The sequence below is a fragment of the Intrasporangium oryzae NRRL B-24470 genome (assembly GCF_000576595.1).
Taxonomy (GTDB): domain Bacteria; phylum Actinomycetota; class Actinomycetes; order Actinomycetales; family Dermatophilaceae; genus Intrasporangium_C; species Intrasporangium_C oryzae.
The window spans coordinates 12,434-28,269 of the sequence record NZ_AWSA01000007.1 but is presented as its reverse complement, the minus strand read 5'-3'; the positions used below and the strand labels follow the sequence as shown (position 1 = coordinate 28,269).

Annotated in this window: 13 protein-coding genes; 6 read left to right on the top strand and 7 right to left on the bottom strand. The window is 71.4% G+C overall.

Annotated features, from left to right (window positions below; translation table 11 throughout):
• Position 1 precedes the first annotated feature (1 nt).
• Positions 2–1,174 (top strand): YihY/virulence factor BrkB family protein, encoded by a 1,173-nt coding sequence (locus N865_RS04360; protein ID WP_051510126.1) that lies wholly within the window; start codon positions 2–4, stop codon positions 1,172–1,174.
• 9 nt (positions 1,175–1,183) lie between these two features.
• On the top strand, positions 1,184–2,314 hold the full coding sequence (locus N865_RS04355; protein ID WP_034801976.1) for a glycosyltransferase family 4 protein: 1,131 nt from the start codon (positions 1,184–1,186) through the stop codon (positions 2,312–2,314).
• Here the strand turns inward: N865_RS04355 and N865_RS21590 are convergent.
• From N865_RS21590 to N865_RS04335, 4 genes are all read right to left on the bottom strand, one after another.
• On the bottom strand, positions 2,286–3,785 hold the full coding sequence (locus N865_RS21590; RefSeq protein ID WP_051510124.1) for a D-alanyl-D-alanine carboxypeptidase family protein: 1,500 nt from the start codon (positions 3,783–3,785) through the stop codon (positions 2,286–2,288). The genes N865_RS04355 and N865_RS21590 overlap by 29 nt on opposite strands.
• A 69-nt stretch (positions 3,786–3,854) precedes the next feature.
• Positions 3,855–4,598 (bottom strand): succinate dehydrogenase/fumarate reductase iron-sulfur subunit, encoded by a 744-nt coding sequence (locus N865_RS04345; RefSeq protein WP_034801974.1) that lies wholly within the window; start codon positions 4,596–4,598, stop codon positions 3,855–3,857.
• A complete protein-coding gene (locus tag N865_RS04340; protein WP_034801971.1) occupies positions 4,595–6,583 on the bottom strand; it encodes a fumarate reductase/succinate dehydrogenase flavoprotein subunit in 1,989 nt (662 codons plus the stop codon). The genes N865_RS04345 and N865_RS04340 overlap by 4 nt, the downstream gene beginning before the upstream one ends.
• Positions 6,584–6,586: 3 nt before the next feature.
• Positions 6,587–7,240, bottom strand: a complete 654-nt coding sequence (locus tag N865_RS04335; RefSeq protein ID WP_169735696.1) for a succinate dehydrogenase cytochrome b subunit — start codon at positions 7,238–7,240, stop codon at positions 6,587–6,589.
• A 196-nt stretch (positions 7,241–7,436) separates the two neighbouring features.
• Here N865_RS04335 and N865_RS04330 point away from each other — a divergent pair, with 196 nt between their 5' ends.
• Together N865_RS04330 and N865_RS04325 are read left to right on the top strand one after the other, a co-directional pair.
• Positions 7,437–8,414, top strand: coding sequence for an SDR family NAD(P)-dependent oxidoreductase (locus N865_RS04330; RefSeq protein ID WP_034801966.1), 978 nt, complete (start codon positions 7,437–7,439; stop codon positions 8,412–8,414).
• Between the two features lie 181 nt (positions 8,415–8,595).
• Positions 8,596–9,765: a nucleotide sugar dehydrogenase gene (locus N865_RS04325; protein WP_034801964.1), complete on the top strand. Its 1,170-nt coding sequence runs from the start codon at positions 8,596–8,598 to the stop codon at positions 9,763–9,765.
• A gap of 30 nt (positions 9,766–9,795) precedes the next feature.
• Here N865_RS04325 and N865_RS04320 read toward each other — a convergent pair whose 3' ends face one another.
• Genes N865_RS04320 through N865_RS04310 form a run of 3 tightly spaced genes read right to left on the bottom strand, consistent with a single transcriptional unit; the run spans position 9,796 to position 13,461 of the window.
• Positions 9,796–10,893: a mannose-1-phosphate guanylyltransferase gene (locus tag N865_RS04320; protein ID WP_034801962.1), complete on the bottom strand. Its 1,098-nt coding sequence runs from the start codon at positions 10,891–10,893 to the stop codon at positions 9,796–9,798.
• A gap of 46 nt (positions 10,894–10,939) precedes the next feature.
• On the bottom strand, positions 10,940–12,541 hold the full coding sequence (locus N865_RS04315; protein ID WP_034801960.1) for an ABC transporter permease: 1,602 nt from the start codon (positions 12,539–12,541) through the stop codon (positions 10,940–10,942).
• A complete protein-coding gene (locus tag N865_RS04310; RefSeq protein ID WP_034801957.1) occupies positions 12,538–13,461 on the bottom strand; it encodes an ABC transporter ATP-binding protein in 924 nt (307 codons plus the stop codon). Before N865_RS04310 ends, N865_RS04315 begins: the two co-directional genes overlap by 4 nt.
• Positions 13,462–13,559: 98 nt before the next feature.
• Here N865_RS04310 and N865_RS04305 point away from each other — a divergent pair, with 98 nt between their 5' ends.
• Positions 13,560–14,078, top strand: a complete 519-nt coding sequence (locus tag N865_RS04305) for a GbsR/MarR family transcriptional regulator (RefSeq protein ID WP_034801956.1) — start codon at positions 13,560–13,562, stop codon at positions 14,076–14,078.
• A 142-nt stretch (positions 14,079–14,220) separates the two neighbouring features.
• A complete protein-coding gene (locus N865_RS04300; RefSeq protein WP_034801953.1) occupies positions 14,221–15,813 on the top strand; it encodes an acyl-CoA mutase large subunit family protein in 1,593 nt (530 codons plus the stop codon).
• Positions 15,814–15,836 lie beyond the last annotated feature (23 nt).

The window sequence follows — 15,836 nt, the reverse complement described above, 5'->3', positions numbered from 1 at the left end:
CATGGCCTCGCTCGCAGGCGCCGTCGCGTGGGCGAGGGAGACCCGCGCGTGGAGCGCCTGGCAGCGATACACCGGGGCCAACGGCAACCTCCTCAGCGCCGGGGTCGCCTACTACAGCTTCTTCTCGATCTTCCCCGCCGCCACCCTCGCGTTCACGATCTTCGGCTTCGTCCTGCGCGGGCGCCCCGAGCTGCTCGCATCGGTCGTCAGCTGGTTCGAGACGATGTTCCCGGGGATGGTCAAGACCCCCGAGCACCCTGACGGAATCATCAGCGTCACCACCCCTGCGGCCCTGACCCTGACCCTGACCGGAGTCGTCGCGCTCCTCGTCCTGCTGTGGGCCGGCCTGGGGTGGGTCGGAGCCCTGCGCACCGGGATCCGCGGCATCTTCGGGCTTGGCGCATGGCCCGGCACCTTCGTCGCCGGCAAGGCACGTGACTTGGCCGTGCTCTTCGTGCTGGGCTTCGCGATCCTCGTCTCGGCAGTACTGAGCACGTTGCTCGGTGCGGTCACCGGGTCCGTCGCGTCCTGGGTCGGCCTGGCGGGCGAGGGGCCGCTCGTCGCGGTGCTCGGCCTGTTCGTCGCGGTCCTCGTGGACACGGCCATCATGGTCGTGCTCCTTCGGATCCTGTCCGGCGTCCCGCTCCCGTGGGCCAATGTGCGCGACGGCGCGATCGTCGGCGCGGTCCTGCTCACGGTCCTCAAGTACTTCGGCGCTCAGCTCATCGCACGCTCGACCAGCAACCCCCTCCTCGGCGCGGTCGCCGTCTCGGTCGGTCTCCTCGTGTGGCTCAACCTCATCGCGCGGGTGGTGCTGCTCTCGGCAGCCTGGTCGGCCGACAAGGTCGCCCTGGCCCGCACCGAAGTTCGGCCCGGCCCCGACGCGCTCGAGCCGGCCGGGGAGTCGGCAGGGGAGTCGGCCGGGGAGCGACTGACCCGGGTCGGGGACCGTGCCGCGTCGCCGGGAGGCGTGGCCGACGTGGGCCGGGTGTCGCCAGCGGCGGGCACGACGGACGGTGCGCCGCTGGACCGGGTCGCGCTGTCCAGCGGGCGCAGGACCTTCGCCGCCGGGGCGATGGTCGGCGCCGCCGCGGCCGCCCTGCTCGCGTCCCGCAGGAAGGGTCGCCGTCGGGCCGGCGGCCAGCCGCCGGAGCCACCCGCTCCGGCTCGCTAGGCTGTCCGCGTGATCGTCCACCTGCCCACCCCGCACGATCACTTCTCACCCCGCACCGGGTCCGCCACGATGACCGTCATCGACGGTCTCGCCCGCGGGGCCCACCGGGGCCGGCACACCGTGCTCGTCGCCCGTGGGACGTTCACCGAGCGGTACGACTCGGCCGACGTGGTCGAGTACGACGCAGGCCCCTACGTCGACGGCCGCCGCGCGAAGGTCGACGCGATCGCGGCGCGCACCGGGCTCGGACGACCCTTCCAGAACCGCTCCTACGGGCGTGCGATGGACGCCCTGCCCGAGGGGGATCACACGCTTCTGCTGCACAACGCGCCCTACACGGGTGCGCTCGCTCCGCGCAGGTCCTACCCCGTGCTCTACGCCCACAACGAGGTCCTTCCGGGCCCGCGGCCGGCCGTCGCCCGGGCTCTGTCCGGCTTCGCCGGCGTCGTCGCGGTGAGCACGTGGCTCGCCGACCGGCTGGAGCAGCGGGCGCCACGCGCCCTCCGTGAGCGGATCGTCCCGGTCGTCAACGGCGTCGACACCTCAGCCTTCCGCCCGGGCCCGTGGGAGCGGGGCGAGCGCCTCCGTGTCCTCTTCCTCGGTCGCATCGTCCCGGCGAAGGGCGCAGACCTGCTCCTGTCCGCGTGCGCGCGGCTCGCCTCTCCCGACGTCGAGGTCCGCATCGTCGGCAGCTCCGGGTTCTCGTCGGCCGACGCACTCACGCCCTACGAGGCAAGCCTCCGCACACAGGCCGAGTCGCTCCCGCACCCGGTCGAGTTCGTCCCCTTCGTCGACCGGTATGCCGTTGCCGCCCACTACGCGTGGGCCGATGTGGTCGTCCTTCCTGCTCGCTGGCACGACCCGTGCCCGCTCACGCTCCTCGAGTCGATGGCGAGCGGGGCCGCGACGGTCATCAGTGACTCGGGCGGGATGCCGGAGGCGGCCGGCGGCTCGGCGCTCGTCGTGCCGCGCGAGGACCCTGAACGTCTCGCGGAGGCCCTCAGCGCCCTTCTGGGGAGCGAGAGCCTGCTGGCCCAGCTGCGGCAGCGGGCCCGGGAGCGCGCCGTCGAGCTCGACTGGTCGAACCGATCCGCCGAGCTCGAGGAGGTCCTCACCCGGCTGGGTGCTCCGGTCGGCTGAGCCCCGGCTCGGGACGTCCGCGCGCCGAGCCCCGCCGCCGGCGCCCTGCCCGGATCGCGACGAGCCCGAGCAGCGCTCCGAGCACGGCGACGAGGACCACCCAGCCAGCGGTCGTGGACGGCACTCCGACCGCCGAACCCACCGCGGCGGCGAGCGGTGCCTGCGCCCCGGCCGCCTGCCTCGCGGGCGTCGGGGTTCCGGTCGGGCTCTGGACCACCGCAGGCACGGGGGCGGCGGCCTCTCCGGGATCGACGAGGCGCCCCACCGGTGTCACCTGGTCGGCATGGGCGAAACCCCAGTCGAGCAGGGCGGCGGTCGGCTTCCACGAACCGGTGATGCTGCCCATCTCGGCGACGATGAGGGTGCGGCCGCCTCGCGTGGCGGCGCCGATGAAGGTGTGCTGCGCCCGGTCGGTGCGACCCGGCTTGATCCCGATCGCACCCGGGTAGTGAAGCAGCAGCTCGTTGATCGTGGAGACGTGGAAGGCGGGCCACGTCTTGCCCCGTCGGTCCTCGCCCCCCGGGAAGACGGCGTCCCGTTTCGCGATCGTGGCTCGGAACGCCGGCAGTCGCATGGCGTCGCGCCCGATGAGCGCGAGGTCGTAGGCGCTCGAGCGCTGGTCGCCCTCGTCGAGCCCGCTCGGGTCGACCGTGAGGGTGTCGTGCGCGCCGATCTCGGCCGCCTTCTCGTTCATGAGTGCCACGGTCCGGTCATAGCCGCCCGCGGCATCGGCGAGGGCGTAGACGGCGTCGTTGGCCGAGAACATGAGCATCGCGTCGAAGAGGCTCGAGACCGGATATGGGTTGCCGGCGAGCATGCCGACGCGCGAGCCTGCGGCGTTCTGGGCCGCCTCGCTCGCCGTCACGACGCGGCGTGGGTCGAGCAGGGGCATCAGGGTCAGCGCGGTGAGCGTCTTGAGGGTGCTGGCGGGTCGCAGCCACGCGTGCGGAGACTTGGCTGCGAGGACCTCACCCGTGTCGAGGTCGGCCACGACGTACGAGACGTCGTAGACCTCGGGCGGAGGCGGGACGGACGGGGGGCGGTCGACGACGACCCCGACCCCGGCGAGGCGGGCGCCGCCGACGACCGTCTGCGGGTCCCACGCCGGGTGGGGGAACGGCACGGGCGGCACGGCGCGGCAGATCACGCGGGGCCGAGCGGTGCTCGTGCTCGCCGCCGGTGTCGAGCCGGACGGGCCGGGCGAGGCCGGGCTCGGCGAAGCCTCGTCGGTGGGGAAGACGCGCGGCTTCAGCGTCACGCCCGGCGGGATGGTCGCCGGGGCCTGCCACGGCGCGCAGGCTGGTGCAGTCCCCAGGAGGGCAGGCGGCAGGGCGCTCGACCCGGCGGCCACCGCACGGGGCGGGACGGCATACGCCGTCGTCATCGTCGTCGTGAGGGAGACGGCTGCGAGCAGCGCCCCGGCGGCGAGGAGCGTCCCGGGACGGCGGCGAAAGGGCTCGACATGCGGCATCGCCGCACAGACTAACCCGCCCCCTCACGAGGAGGAGGCGGGTTGGTCCGGGGCCGGCGTGGCCGGAGGTCACTCGCCGTGCATCAGCGCGCGGCGCAGGTCCTTGTTGAGCTGGTTGATCACGTCGAGCGGGATCTCCTTGGGGCACGCGTCGGCGCAGGCGCCGACGTTGGTGCAGCCGCCGAAGCCCTCGTGGTCGTGCGTGCTCACCATCGACACGACGCGGGCGTCGCGCTCGGGCTGGCCCTGGGGGAGCTCACCGAGGTGGGTGATCTTCGCACCCATGAAGAGCATTCCCGACGCGTTGGGGCACGCCGCGACGCAGGCGCCGCAGCCGATGCACGCAGCCGCCATGAAGGACCGGTCGGCCTTGGGCTTGGGCACCGGCACCGAGTGGGCTTCGGGCGCCGAACCGGTGTTGGCGCTGATGAAGCCCCCCGCCTGGATGATGCGGTCGAAGGACGAGCGGTCGACGACGAGGTCCTTGATGACCGGGAACGCGTCGGCGCGCCACGGCTCGACGGTGATCTCGTCGCCGTCCTTGAACGAGCGCATGTGCAGCTGGCAGGTCGTCGTGACCTCGGGGCCGTGGGCCTGGCCCGAGATCATGAGCCCGCACATGCCGCAGATGCCCTCCCGGCAGTCGGAGTCGAAGGCGATCGGCTCCTCGCCCCGGGCGTTGAGCTGCTCGTTGAGGACGTCGAGCATCTCGAGGAAGGACATGTCCTCGGAGATGTCGGTGACCGGGTAGGTGACCATCTCGCCCTGGGCCCGGGGGCCCGCCTGGCGCCAGATCTTGAGGGTGAGGTTCACTTGTAGCTCCGCTGCTTCATCTCGACGAATTCGTAGACCAGGTCTTCCTTGTGCAGGACGGGCGCGCCGCTGTCGCCGCCCCACTCCCACGCCGCGACGTAGGCGTACTCGTCGTCGTGACGCAGCGCCTCGCCGTCCTCCGTCTGGGACTCGGCCCGGAAGTGGCCGCCGCAGGACTCGCGGCGGTGCAGCGCGTCGATGCACATGAGCTCACCGAGCTCGAGGAAGTCGGCGACGCGGCCTGCCTTCTCGAGGCTCTGGTTGAGCGTGTCGGCGGCGCCGAGCACCTTGACGTTGCGCCAGAACTCGTCGCGCAGCCCACGGATGAGGTCGATCGCCTTGAGCAGCCCCTCCTCGGAGCGCTCCATGCCGCAGTACTCCCACATGATGTTGCCGAGCTCCTTGTGGAAGGAGTCGACCGAGCGGTCGCCGTTGATCGAGAGGAACTTGGCGACGCGGGCGTCGACGGCTGCCTTGGCCTCGACGACCGACGGGTGCGACTCCTCGAGCGCCTCGAACGGGCCCTTGGCGAGGTAGTCGCGGATCGTGTTCGGCAGGACGAAGTAGCCGTCGGCGAGTCCCTGCATCAGGGCCGACGCGCCGAGTCGGTTGGCACCGTGGTCGGAGAAGTTCGCCTCGCCGGCGACGAAGAGGCCCGGGATGCTCGACTGGAGGTCGTAGTCGACCCAGAGGCCACCCATCGTGTAGTGGACCGCCGGGTAGATGCGCATCGGCACCTCGTACGGGTTCTCGCCCGTGATGCGCTGGTACATGTCGAGGAGGTTGCCGTACTTCTCCGCGACGGCCTCGGCGCTCATGCGCTTGAGGGCGTCGGTGAAGTCGAGGTAGACACCCCGGCGGAAGTCTCCGACCTTCGGACCGACGCCGCGGCCTTCGTCGCAGACGTTCTTGGCCTGGCGGGAGGCGATGTCGCGGGGGACGAGGTTGCCGAAGCTCGGGTAGATCCGCTCCAGGTAGTAGTCGCGGTCCTCCTCGGGGATCTCCCGCGGGTCCTTCTCGCAGTCCTCGGCCTTCTTCGGAACCCAGATGCGTCCGTCGTTGCGCAGCGACTCGGACATGAGCGTGAGCTTGCTCTGGTGCTCGCCGGAGACGGGGATGCAGGTCGGGTGGATCTGGGTGTAGCAGGGGTTGCCGAAGTAGGCGCCCTTGCGGTGCGCCCGCCACGTCGCGGTGACGTTGCTGCCCATCGCGTTGGTCGAGAGGTAGAAGACGTTGCCGTAGCCGCCGCTCGCGAGGACGACCGCGTCGGCGAGGTGCGTCTCGACCTCACCGGTCACGAGGTCGCGGGCGATGATGCCGCGCGCCTTGCCGTCGACGACGACGAGCTCGAGCATCTCGTGGCGGGCGAACATCTCGACCGTCCCGGCGGCGACCTGGCGCTCGAGGGCCTGGTAGGCGCCGATGAGCAGCTGCTGGCCCGTCTGGCCACGCGCGTAGAAGGTGCGCGAGACCTGGACGCCGCCGAAGGAGCGGTTGTCGAGCAGGCCGCCGTACTCACGGGCGAACGGGACGCCCTGGGCGACGCACTGGTCGATGATGTTGGCGCTCACCTCGGCGAGGCGGTAGACGTTCGACTCGCGCGAGCGGTAGTCGCCGCCCTTGACGGTGTCGTAGAAGAGGCGGAAGACGGAGTCGCCGTCCTCCTTGTAGTTCTTCGCGGCGTTGATGCCGCCCTGCGCGGCGATCGAGTGGGCCCGGCGCGGGGAGTCCTGGTAGCAGAACGACTTCACGTGGTAGCCGGCCTCGCCGAGCGTGGCTGCGGCGGCGCCACCGGCGAGGCCGGTGCCGACGATGATGACCGACAGCTTGCGCCGGTTGGCCGGGTTGACGAGGGCCGCCTCGAACTTGCGCTTGGACCAGCGCTGCTCGATGGGGCCCGCGGGCGCCTTGGTGTCGACGATCGGCTCGCCCTCGGTGTAGAGGCCGTGGATGAGTTCGGTGCGTTCGGTGGTCGGTGCGGTCATGGCTCAGTTCCCCTTGACGAATCCGAACAGGATGGCGAGTGGCGGCAGCGCGAAGCCGATGCTGGTGACGAGCGCGATGACCGTCGCGGTCGCCTTGGCATTGCGGCGCGACCGGACACCGCCGGCCCAGCCGAGCGTCTGCGTGGCGCTCCACACGCCGTGGTAGAGGTGCAGGCCGAGGGCGACGAGCGCGAGCAGGTAGATGAGGACGACCCACCACACCTGGAAGCTCGAGATGACGAGCTTGCCGGGGCTGTCACCGACGGCGTCGGGGCCGACGTTGAACTTGAGGATCGTGAACTGGAGCAGGTGCCACACCAGGAAGAGCAGGAGGGCGACACCGCCCCACCGCATCCACTTCGTCTTCAGCGTGCGCTTCGCGGCCTGCTTGGCCACGTAGCGCGTCTTCCGGGCTCCCTGGGCCTTGCTCCACAGGTAGAACGCGGACCACGCGTGGGCGACGAGCGCGACCACGAGCAGCGCACGGAAGAGCCAGAGGAAGCCGCCGAACGGCAGGATCGGCGTGAGGATCGTGCGCAGGTGGTACGCGTACTCGTCGAACGCCTCCACTCCCGCGAAGATCTTGAGGTTGCCGTACATGTGCAGGAGGACGTAGAAGACGAAGAGCGCGCCGGACAGTGCCATGAGCAGCTTCATGAACACGGTGGTGCGGCGTGCCGAGATCTGTCCCGTCCTTGGGAGAGTATTCGTGGCCACCTTGGCACCTTATCTGTGCACGGGGAGTGACCTCGTTCCTACTCCCCGGTACGCGCACGACTGTGACTTTTTCCACGAGCACGTATGCCGCCGGGACCCTCGGCGGCGCACCGTGCCCTCGACCTAGGGTTGCGTCATGACGCCCTCCGCCTCCTCGCCCCTCGCCTCGGCGCTCGACTGGGCGATGGACAAGTCCCTCGTCCTCGGCTTCACCCGGGTGGGCCCGGCGGTGCGCCGCCGGTGGTGGCCGTCGGACCCGGCGCCCGACGCCCTGGCGGGTCGGCACGTGCTCGTGACGGGGGCGAGCGGCGGCCTGGGTCTCGCGACGGCGCGGGGACTGGCCCGGCTCGGGGCGACGGTCCACATCACGGGTCGCGACCCGTCCCGGCTCGAGACCGCCCGTACCCGGCTGCTCGAGGCCGTGCCCGGTGCGAGCGTCGAGGAGGAGGTCTCCGACGTCAGCGACCTCGACGGCGTGCGCGCCTTCGCTGCCGACTTCTCCCGTCGGGTCCCGCACCTGCACGCCCTGGTCCACAACGCGGGGGTGATGCCGGCGAGCCGGACGACCACCCGCGAGGGCCACGAGCTGGCTCTCGCGACGCACGTCCTCGGCCCGCACGTGCTGACCTACGGCCTCGCCGATGCCTTGTCGGGTGGAGGGCGCGTCGTCCTCGTCACGTCGGGAGGCGCCTACGGGCAGCGCCTCGACGTCGAGGACCCGGAGTACTCCCGTTCCGACTACTCCGGGGTGACGGCATACGCCCGGACGAAGCGGATGCAGATCGTCCTCGCCGAGTGCTGGGCGCGTGACCTCGGGCGGCGCGACATCCGCGTCAGCTCGATGCACCCGGGCTGGGCCGACACCCCTGGTGTGACCGAGTCGCTCCCTCGCTTCGCGTCGGTCATGGGTCCGCTCCTTCGCGACGCCGACTCCGGCGCCGACACGGCCGTCTGGCTCGCGGCCACCGCCGAGCCGACCGGGTCAGGTGGACTGTGGCACGACCGGCGCCGGCGCCCGACGCACTACGCGCCGGTGGGCGTCGAGACCCCCGAGGAGGTCGCGCGCTTCTGGGCGTTCGTCCGCGAGGCGACCGGCGTCCCCGCTGCGGGGTGACCCGAGGCCGGTGTCGGCCGCGGCTGGGGGAGCCGCATCCCGACCTCGGGCGGCGCGGTCACCGCAGCAGCCGGCACGTCGGCAGCATCGAGGACAGGCATCCCTGTGCTGCCGCCGCAGGCGTCCTGGGGCGCCCTCCCAGGCTGCGCGATCCCCTGACTCGGCGGCTAGGCTCCTCGGCGTGAAGATCACCGTCGTCGGCCTCGGCTATGTGGGCCTGTCCAATGCCGTCATCCTCGCCCAGCGGAGCGAGGTGGTCGCGCTCGACATCGACGCCCACCGGGTCGAGCTCGTCAACGACGGCCGCTCGCCGATCGTCGACCCCGAGCTCGAGGAGTGGCTCGACCGGGGCGGCCTCGACCTCCGCGCGACGACCGACCCCGCCGACGCGTATGCCGGGGCGGACTTCGTCGTCATCGCGACGCCGACCGACTACGACCCCGACACGAACTTCTTCGACACCTCGTCGGTCGAGTCGGTGATCCACGACGCGCTCGAGCACGCTCCCGACGCGACGATCGTCGTCAAGTCGACCGTGCCGGTCGGGTTCACGGCGCGGATGCGCGCGGCCCACCCCGGCGGGCACGTCGTCTTCTCGCCCGAGTTCCTCCGCGAGGGTCGGGCGCTCTGGGACAACCTGCACCCGAGCCGCATCGTCATCGGCGACACGAGTGCCGAGGCGAAGCAGTTCGCCGAGCTCCTCGTCGACGGCTCCGATGACGACGACACCCCCGTCCTCTTCACCGAGCCGGCCGAGGCCGAGGCCATCAAGCTCTTCGCCAACACCTACCTCGCCATGCGCGTCGCCTACTTCAACGAGCTCGACACGTATGCCGCGATGCACGGTCTCGACACGCGCTCGATCATCGAGGGGGTCGGCCTCGACCCGCGCATCGGGTCGCACTACAACAACCCGTCCTTCGGCTACGGCGGGTACTGCCTCCCCAAGGACACCAAGCAGCTGCTCGCCAACTACAACGAGGTGCCCCAGAACCTCATCCACGCGATCGTCGACTCCAACACAACGCGCAAGGACTTCATCGCCGCCGACATCCTGCGCCGCGAGCCGAAGGTGGTCGGGATGTACCGCCTCGTGATGAAGGCCGGCTCCGACAACTTCAGGAGCTCGAGCATCCAGGGCATCATGAAGCGGATCAAGGCCAGGGGCGTCGAGGTCGTCGTCTACGAGCCGACGCTCGAGGTCGACGAGTTCTTCCACTCCCGGGTGGTGCGCGACCTCGACGAGTTCAAGGGTCTCGCCGACGTCATCGTCGCCAACCGGCACGCCCACGACCTAGAGGACGTCGCCGACCGGGTCTACACGCGCGACATCTACGGCCACGACGACTGAGCGACGGCCCCGTGCGGGGCCGCCCAGAGGTCAGAGCAGGTCGGTGCGCTGCCGCGCCGTCAGCTCGGCGATGACCTGCTTGACGTCCTGGGCCCGCTCGCGGGCCAGGACGAGCACGGCGTCGGGCGTGTCGACCACGACGACGTCATCGACCCCGACGAGGGCCACGACCCGTCCGCTCGTCGAGACGAGCCCGGTCGAGCCGATCGCGACGACGTCGCCGACCTCACCGAGGACCTTGAGCCCGGGCGTCCCGTCGGCGGCGTCGATGAGACCACCGAGGGAGGCGAAGTCGCCGATGTCGTCCCAGCCGAGCGCCGCCGGCACGACGGCGACCAGCCCCGCCGCGGCCGCCGGCTCGGCGACGGCGTGGTCGATGGCGATCTTGGTCAGGGTCGGCCACAGGTCGACCATGCGCCCGGGGTCGTCGGCGATGGCACGCAGGCTCTCGACCATCTCGGGATGCTCCGTCGCGAGCAGGTCGAGCAGCCTCGTCGCGCCGACGACGAACATGCCTGCGTTCCAGCGGTACTCGCCCGTGCTGAGGTAGTGGGCAGCAGTCGCGGAGTCCGGCTTCTCGACGAACTCGTCGACGCGCCGGGCGCTCGGCGCGTCGGAGACCTCGAGGGCCTTGCCGAGACGGATGTAGCCGAAGCCGGTGGCCGGGTGCGTCGGCTCGATGCCGATCGTGACGAGCTCACCGCCACGGGCGACCGCGACGGCTTCGGCGATCGCGCGCCGGAAGGCGTCCGTGTCGGCAACGACGTGGTCGGCCGCGAACGAGCCGAGGACCGCGGTCGGGTCGCGCCGCTCGATGATTGCCGCGGCAAGCCCGATCGCGGGCATCGAGTCGCGGGGCGACGGCTCGGCGACCACGGCGTCGTGGGGGAGTGCGGGCAGCTGGCGGCGCACGGCCTCCTCGTGTGCGGCGCCGGTGACGACGAGCATCCGGTCGCCGACGAGCGGCTCGAGGCGTGACCACGTCGCCCGCAGGAGCGACTGGCCAGACCCGGTCAGGTCGTGGAGGAACTTCGGGGAGTGCTGCCGTGACAGCGGCCAGAGCCGCGTGCCGGCCCCGCCCGCGGGGATGACCGCCCAGAGCCCGTCGATCTGCTCACCCTCACTCATGGACCAGACGGTACCGACATCGGTGTCGACCTCAGGCAGCCGGCCGTCACGCGGCGGGCACGTCGCGGCGGCGCAGGCCCGCGAGGCCGATGACGACGAGTGCGACTGCGGTGAGCGTGAGGAGCGTCAGGGTGACCGCGTCGGCGGACCCGCCCGGCAACCGCGCCAGGTGGTGGAACGGCGAAATGGACGCGACCCAGTGGGGCAGGTTCATCAGCTCGGCGAGCTCGCCGACGACGAAGAACGCGATGAGGACGGGCCAGGCGAGGCCGGTGAAGCGCGGGACGTAGCCGACCAGGACGAGCGCCGCGCCGATGCACACCCACACGGCCGGCAGGGTCGCGGCGCCGGCGCCGACCAGGCTGGCGATGGAGGCCCCGACGTCCCCCGTCCGCTGCCCGTCGACGGCACCGGCGACGAGGCCGAGCACGAGCATGACGAGGGTCGTTGCCGCGACAGCGACCAGCACGTGGCCGAGTGCCCACGGCGTGCGTCGGACCGGAGTCGCGAGGACGGACTCGGCCCGCCCCGCCGTCTCCTCGGTCCGGATCCGCGTGACGAGGGCGATCCCGAGGGCCGCCGCGGCGATCGCGGCGACCTGGATCTCGGTGGCGAAGAAGGTGTCGACGATGGTGCCGGCGCTGCCGCCCAGTCGCCGGAGCATGGCGGCGGTCTCGGGGGAGTCGACGAAGTCGACGACGTTTCCCGCGATCGACCCGATGACCACCGCGAGCACCCCGTAGGCGATGAGCCAGCCGACGACCGTGCCGCGGGCGAGCCGGGCTGTGAGGGCGCCGGCACTGCGCAGGGTCCCGCGGGCGGCCCCCGGACGGCTCGGCAGCAGGCCGGCGCCGAGGTCGCGACGCTCGAGGAGGGTGAAGGCGAGCAGGACGAGACCGGCATACGCGATGATGCCGAGCGCGACGAGGCCGACCCGGTTCGCGCCGTAGGGCGCCACCTTCTCGCCCCAACCCAGCGGCGAGAGCCAGGTGAGGAAACGGACCGGGCTGTCGTCGGGAGCCGTGTCGCCGAGGGCGCGCAGGAGGAAGGCCACTCCGAGGGCCCCGATCGAGAGCCCGGCGGTGCCGCGTGCCGTCTCGGCGAGCTGAGCCGCCACAGCCGTGACCCCGACCCAGGTCAGCCCGACGATGGTCCAGGCGACACCGAGCGCGACCGAACCGGAGCTGTCGAGCCCGACGCCGATGGCCACCGCCGCGGTGACGAGCGCCGTGAGGAGGACGGCGATCGTCCCGAGCAGCACCGCCGCGGCGAGCGGCGCACGCCGCCCGATCGCGCCCGCCCCGAGCAGCTCGAGTCGACCCGACTCCTCCTCGGTGCGGGTGTGGCGGCGCACGACGATGTAGGCGAGCAGGCAGAGGAAGACGGCGCCCATGAGGATCGTCTTGAAGGTGGCGAACGCGTCGAGGCTGAGGCTCGTGAAGGGACCGTAGAGCGCGACGATCGCGGGGTTGTCGACGACCGACCGCATCGCGCCGAGCGCGGAGCCCGAGTCGGGGTAGAGGTCGATGGTCGCCTTGGCGGCCATCGCGACGACGAGCGCGATGGCGAGGACGCTGGCGGGGATGAGGACCCGGTCGCGCCGTGCCGCGAGCCGGAGCAGGGAGCCCGTGCCGGTGAAGCCGGTCATCGTCCCGTCGCCGCCTCGGGGCTGGCCGGCGTCGCCGTGCGGTACTGGTCCATGAAGAGCTCCTCGAGCGTCGGTGGCGCGCTCGTCAGGTTGCGGATGCCGTGGGCGCCGAGCCACTCGAGCAGCCCACCCAGGTGGTGGGTCTCGACCGAGCAGGCGACCTGCCCGTCCTCCGAGCGCACGTCCGAGACGCCGGGCAGGGCTGCGAGGTCGGGCAGCGACGCCGCGCGCTCGAGCAACGCCGTGACCTTGGTGCGCGAGAGGTGTCGCAGCTGGGCGAGGGTGCCCGACTCGACGTTGCGGCCGGCACGGATGATGCTGACCCGGTCGCAGACCGACTCCACCTCGCTGAGGATGTGACTCGAGAGCAGCACGGTCCCCCCGGCGGCCCGGAACTCGCGCACGGCGTCCTTGAAGACCGCCTCCATGAGGGGGTCGAGCCCGCTCGTCGGTTCGTCGAGGACGAGCAGCTCGACGTCGGAGCTGAGTGCGGCGACGAGGGCGACCTTCTGGCGGTTGCCCTTGGAGTAGGAGCGGCTCTTCTTCGTCGGGTCGAGGTCGAAGCGCTCGAGCATGTCGGCCCGACGCCGCTCGTCGAGGCCGCCCCGGAGGGCCCCGAGCAGGTCGATGACCTCGCCCCCCGTCAGGTTGGGCCAGAGCGCCACGTCCCCCGGGACGTAGGCGAGCCGGCGGTGGAGGGTCTCGACCTCGCGCCAGGGGTCGCCGCCGAGGAGGGTCGCGGTGCCGCCGTCGCTGCGCATGAGGCCGAGGAGGATCCGGATCGTCGTCGACTTGCCGGCGCCGTTCGGGCCGAGGAAGCCGTGGATCTCCCCGGTCGAGACCTCGAGGTCGAGCCCGTCGAGGGCGACGGTGTGGCCGAACGTCTTACGGAGGTCACTGACCTCGATCGCGGTCGTCATCCTCTGACCATACACATGATTCATGGTTTACTGAATGTCATGACGCGTCGAGGTTGTCATGCCGGGGGTTCAGCCATCAGACCCCACGAGGAGAGCCCGTGAACGCAGCCCAGCCGGAGCGCATCGAACGCGACGAGCGCGCCGTCGCGGCCTACGTCGAACGGCTCGGCGACTCGCTCACCGACGCCGGCATGCCCCGTCTCGCCTCCCGCGTCTTCGCCCAGCTGCTCGCCGACGACGACGGCCGCATGACCGCCTCCGAGCTGAGCGAGGCCCTCGAGGTGAGTCCGGCCGCCGTCTCGGGCGCGGTCCGCTACCTCACGCAGGTGTGGATGATCGGCAAGGAGCGCGAGCGCGGGTCCCGGCGCGACATCTACGTCGTGCAGACCGACGCGTGGCACAACGCCATGCTGAGCCGCGACCGCGTCCTCGCCCAGCTCGAGGCCGGCGTGCGGACCGGCGTCGAGGCCGTCGGCGGGGTCGCCACCCCGGCCGGGCGGCGCCTGCAGCTGACGCTCGACTTCCTCGAGTTCCTCGCCGAGAAGATGTCGACCCTCGCGGAGGAGTGGGAGCCGCGCAAGGTCGCCCTCATGGCTTCCTGGCCCGACGACGACTGAGACGCGGCGGCCGGCGCCGGCACCCGGGCACCGAGCCCGCCCCACGGCATACGAAGCAGGTGTGGGGACCCCGACGTGAGATGGGCAACGTTGTGCGATGGCCCCATGGGCCCGTGGTGCCCGCGCCGATACGCTCGGGACCATGGCTGACAGCACTGGCGCGCGCTCCGAGTCCGACCTGCCCATCGAGCCCGTCTACGACGCGTCGTCGCTCGCCGGCTTCGACCCCGACGACAAGCTCGGCGCCCCCGGCTCGTACCCCTTCACCCGGGGCGTGTACCCGTCGATGTACACCGGCCGGCCGTGGACGATGCGCCAGTACGCCGGTTTCGGCACCGCCAAGGAGTCCAACCAGCGCTACCACCAGCTCGTCCAGGCGGGCACTGGCGGCCTCTCGGTTGCCTTCGACCTGCCGACTCAGATGGGCTACGACTCCGACGAGCCGATCGCCCACGGCGAGGTCGGCAAGGTCGGGGTCGCCATCGACAGCCTCGATGACATGCGCACCCTCTTCGACGGCCTGCCGCTCGACCGCATCTCGACGTCGATGACGATCAACGCCCCCGGGTCGACGCTGCTCCTGCTCTACCAGCTCGTCGCCGAGGAGCAGGGTGTCTCGGGCGACCAGCTGACCGGCACGATCCAGAACGACGTGCTGAAGGAGTACATCGCCCGCGGCACCTACATCTACCCGCCGCGCGAGTCGCTCCGCCTCATCGCCGACATCTTCGCCTACTGCCAGAAGGAGCTCCCGCGCTGGAACACGATCTCCATCTCCGGCTACCACATGGCCGAGGCGGGGGCGACGCCCGTGCAGGAGATCGCCTTCACGATCGCCAACGCGATGGAGTACGTCCGCGCCGCCCAGGCCGCTGGGCTGCACGTCGACGACTTCGCGCCGCGCCTCTCCTTCTTCTTCGTCGCCCGCACGACCCTCATCGAGGAGGTCGCGAAGTTCCGCGCCGCCCGTCGCATCTGGGCCCGGATCATGAAGGAGCAGTTCGGAGCCCAGAACCCCAAGTCGATGATGCTGCGCTTCCACACGCAGACCGCCGGTGTCCAGCTCACCGCGCAGCAGCCCGAGGTCAACCTCGTCCGGGTCGCCCTCCAGGGTCTCGGGGCGGTGCTCGGCGGCACCCAGTCGCTCCACACCAACTCCTTCGACGAGGCCATTGCGCTGCCGACCGAGAAGGCGGCGCGCCTCGCGCTGCGCACCCAGCAGGTCATCGCCTACGAGACCGACGTGACCAAGACCGTCGACCCCTTCGCCGGCTCCTACGTCATCGAGTCGATGACCGACGACATCGAGCGGGCCGCGCTCGACCTCATCCAGCAGGTCGAGGACAAGGGCGGCGCCGTCGCCGCGATCGAGCAGGGCTTCCAGAAGTCCGAGATCGAGCGCTCCGCCTACCGCCTCCAGCTCGAGATCGACGAGGGCGAGCGCGTCGTCGTCGGCGTCAACAAGTACACGATCGAGCAGGAGGAGAAGTACGAGCCCCTGCGCGTCGACCCGACGATCGAGGCCGACCAGTGCGCGCGCCTCGAGGCCCTGCGCGCCGAGCGCGACAACGATGCTGTGGAGGCGGCGCTCGCCCGGCTCCAGGAGGCGGCGCGTGGCACCGACAACGTCCTCTACCCGATGAAGGAGGCGCTCGCCGCCCGCGCCACGGGTGGCGAGGTCGCGCACGCGCTCCGCAAGGTCTGGGGCACCTACCAGCCGCGCGAGACCTTCTGAACCGGGCCAACCGGCCGGAACCA

What these genes read in the sequence shown, in the direction of transcription:
- N865_RS04360 (WP_051510126.1), top strand. Translation starts at nt 2, where the DNA reads ATGGCCTCGCTCGCAGGCGCCGTCGCGTGGGCGAGGGAGACCCGCGCG.
- N865_RS21590 (WP_051510124.1), bottom strand. Translation starts at nt 3,785, where the DNA reads ATGCCGCATGTCGAGCCCTTTCGCCGCCGTCCCGGGACGCTCCTCGCC.
- N865_RS04340 (WP_034801971.1), bottom strand. Translation starts at nt 6,583, where the DNA reads ATGACCGCACCGACCACCGAACGCACCGAACTCATCCACGGCCTCTAC.
- N865_RS04335 (WP_169735696.1), bottom strand. Translation starts at nt 7,240, where the DNA reads ATGAAGCTGCTCATGGCACTGTCCGGCGCGCTCTTCGTCTTCTACGTC.
- N865_RS04330 (WP_034801966.1), top strand. Translation starts at nt 7,437, where the DNA reads ATGACGCCCTCCGCCTCCTCGCCCCTCGCCTCGGCGCTCGACTGGGCG.
- N865_RS04320 (WP_034801962.1), bottom strand. Translation starts at nt 10,893, where the DNA reads ATGAGTGAGGGTGAGCAGATCGACGGGCTCTGGGCGGTCATCCCCGCG.
- N865_RS04315 (WP_034801960.1), bottom strand. Translation starts at nt 12,541, where the DNA reads ATGACCGGCTTCACCGGCACGGGCTCCCTGCTCCGGCTCGCGGCACGG.
- N865_RS04310 (WP_034801957.1), bottom strand. Translation starts at nt 13,461, where the DNA reads ATGACGACCGCGATCGAGGTCAGTGACCTCCGTAAGACGTTCGGCCAC.
- N865_RS04300 (WP_034801953.1), top strand. Translation starts at nt 14,221, where the DNA reads ATGGCTGACAGCACTGGCGCGCGCTCCGAGTCCGACCTGCCCATCGAG.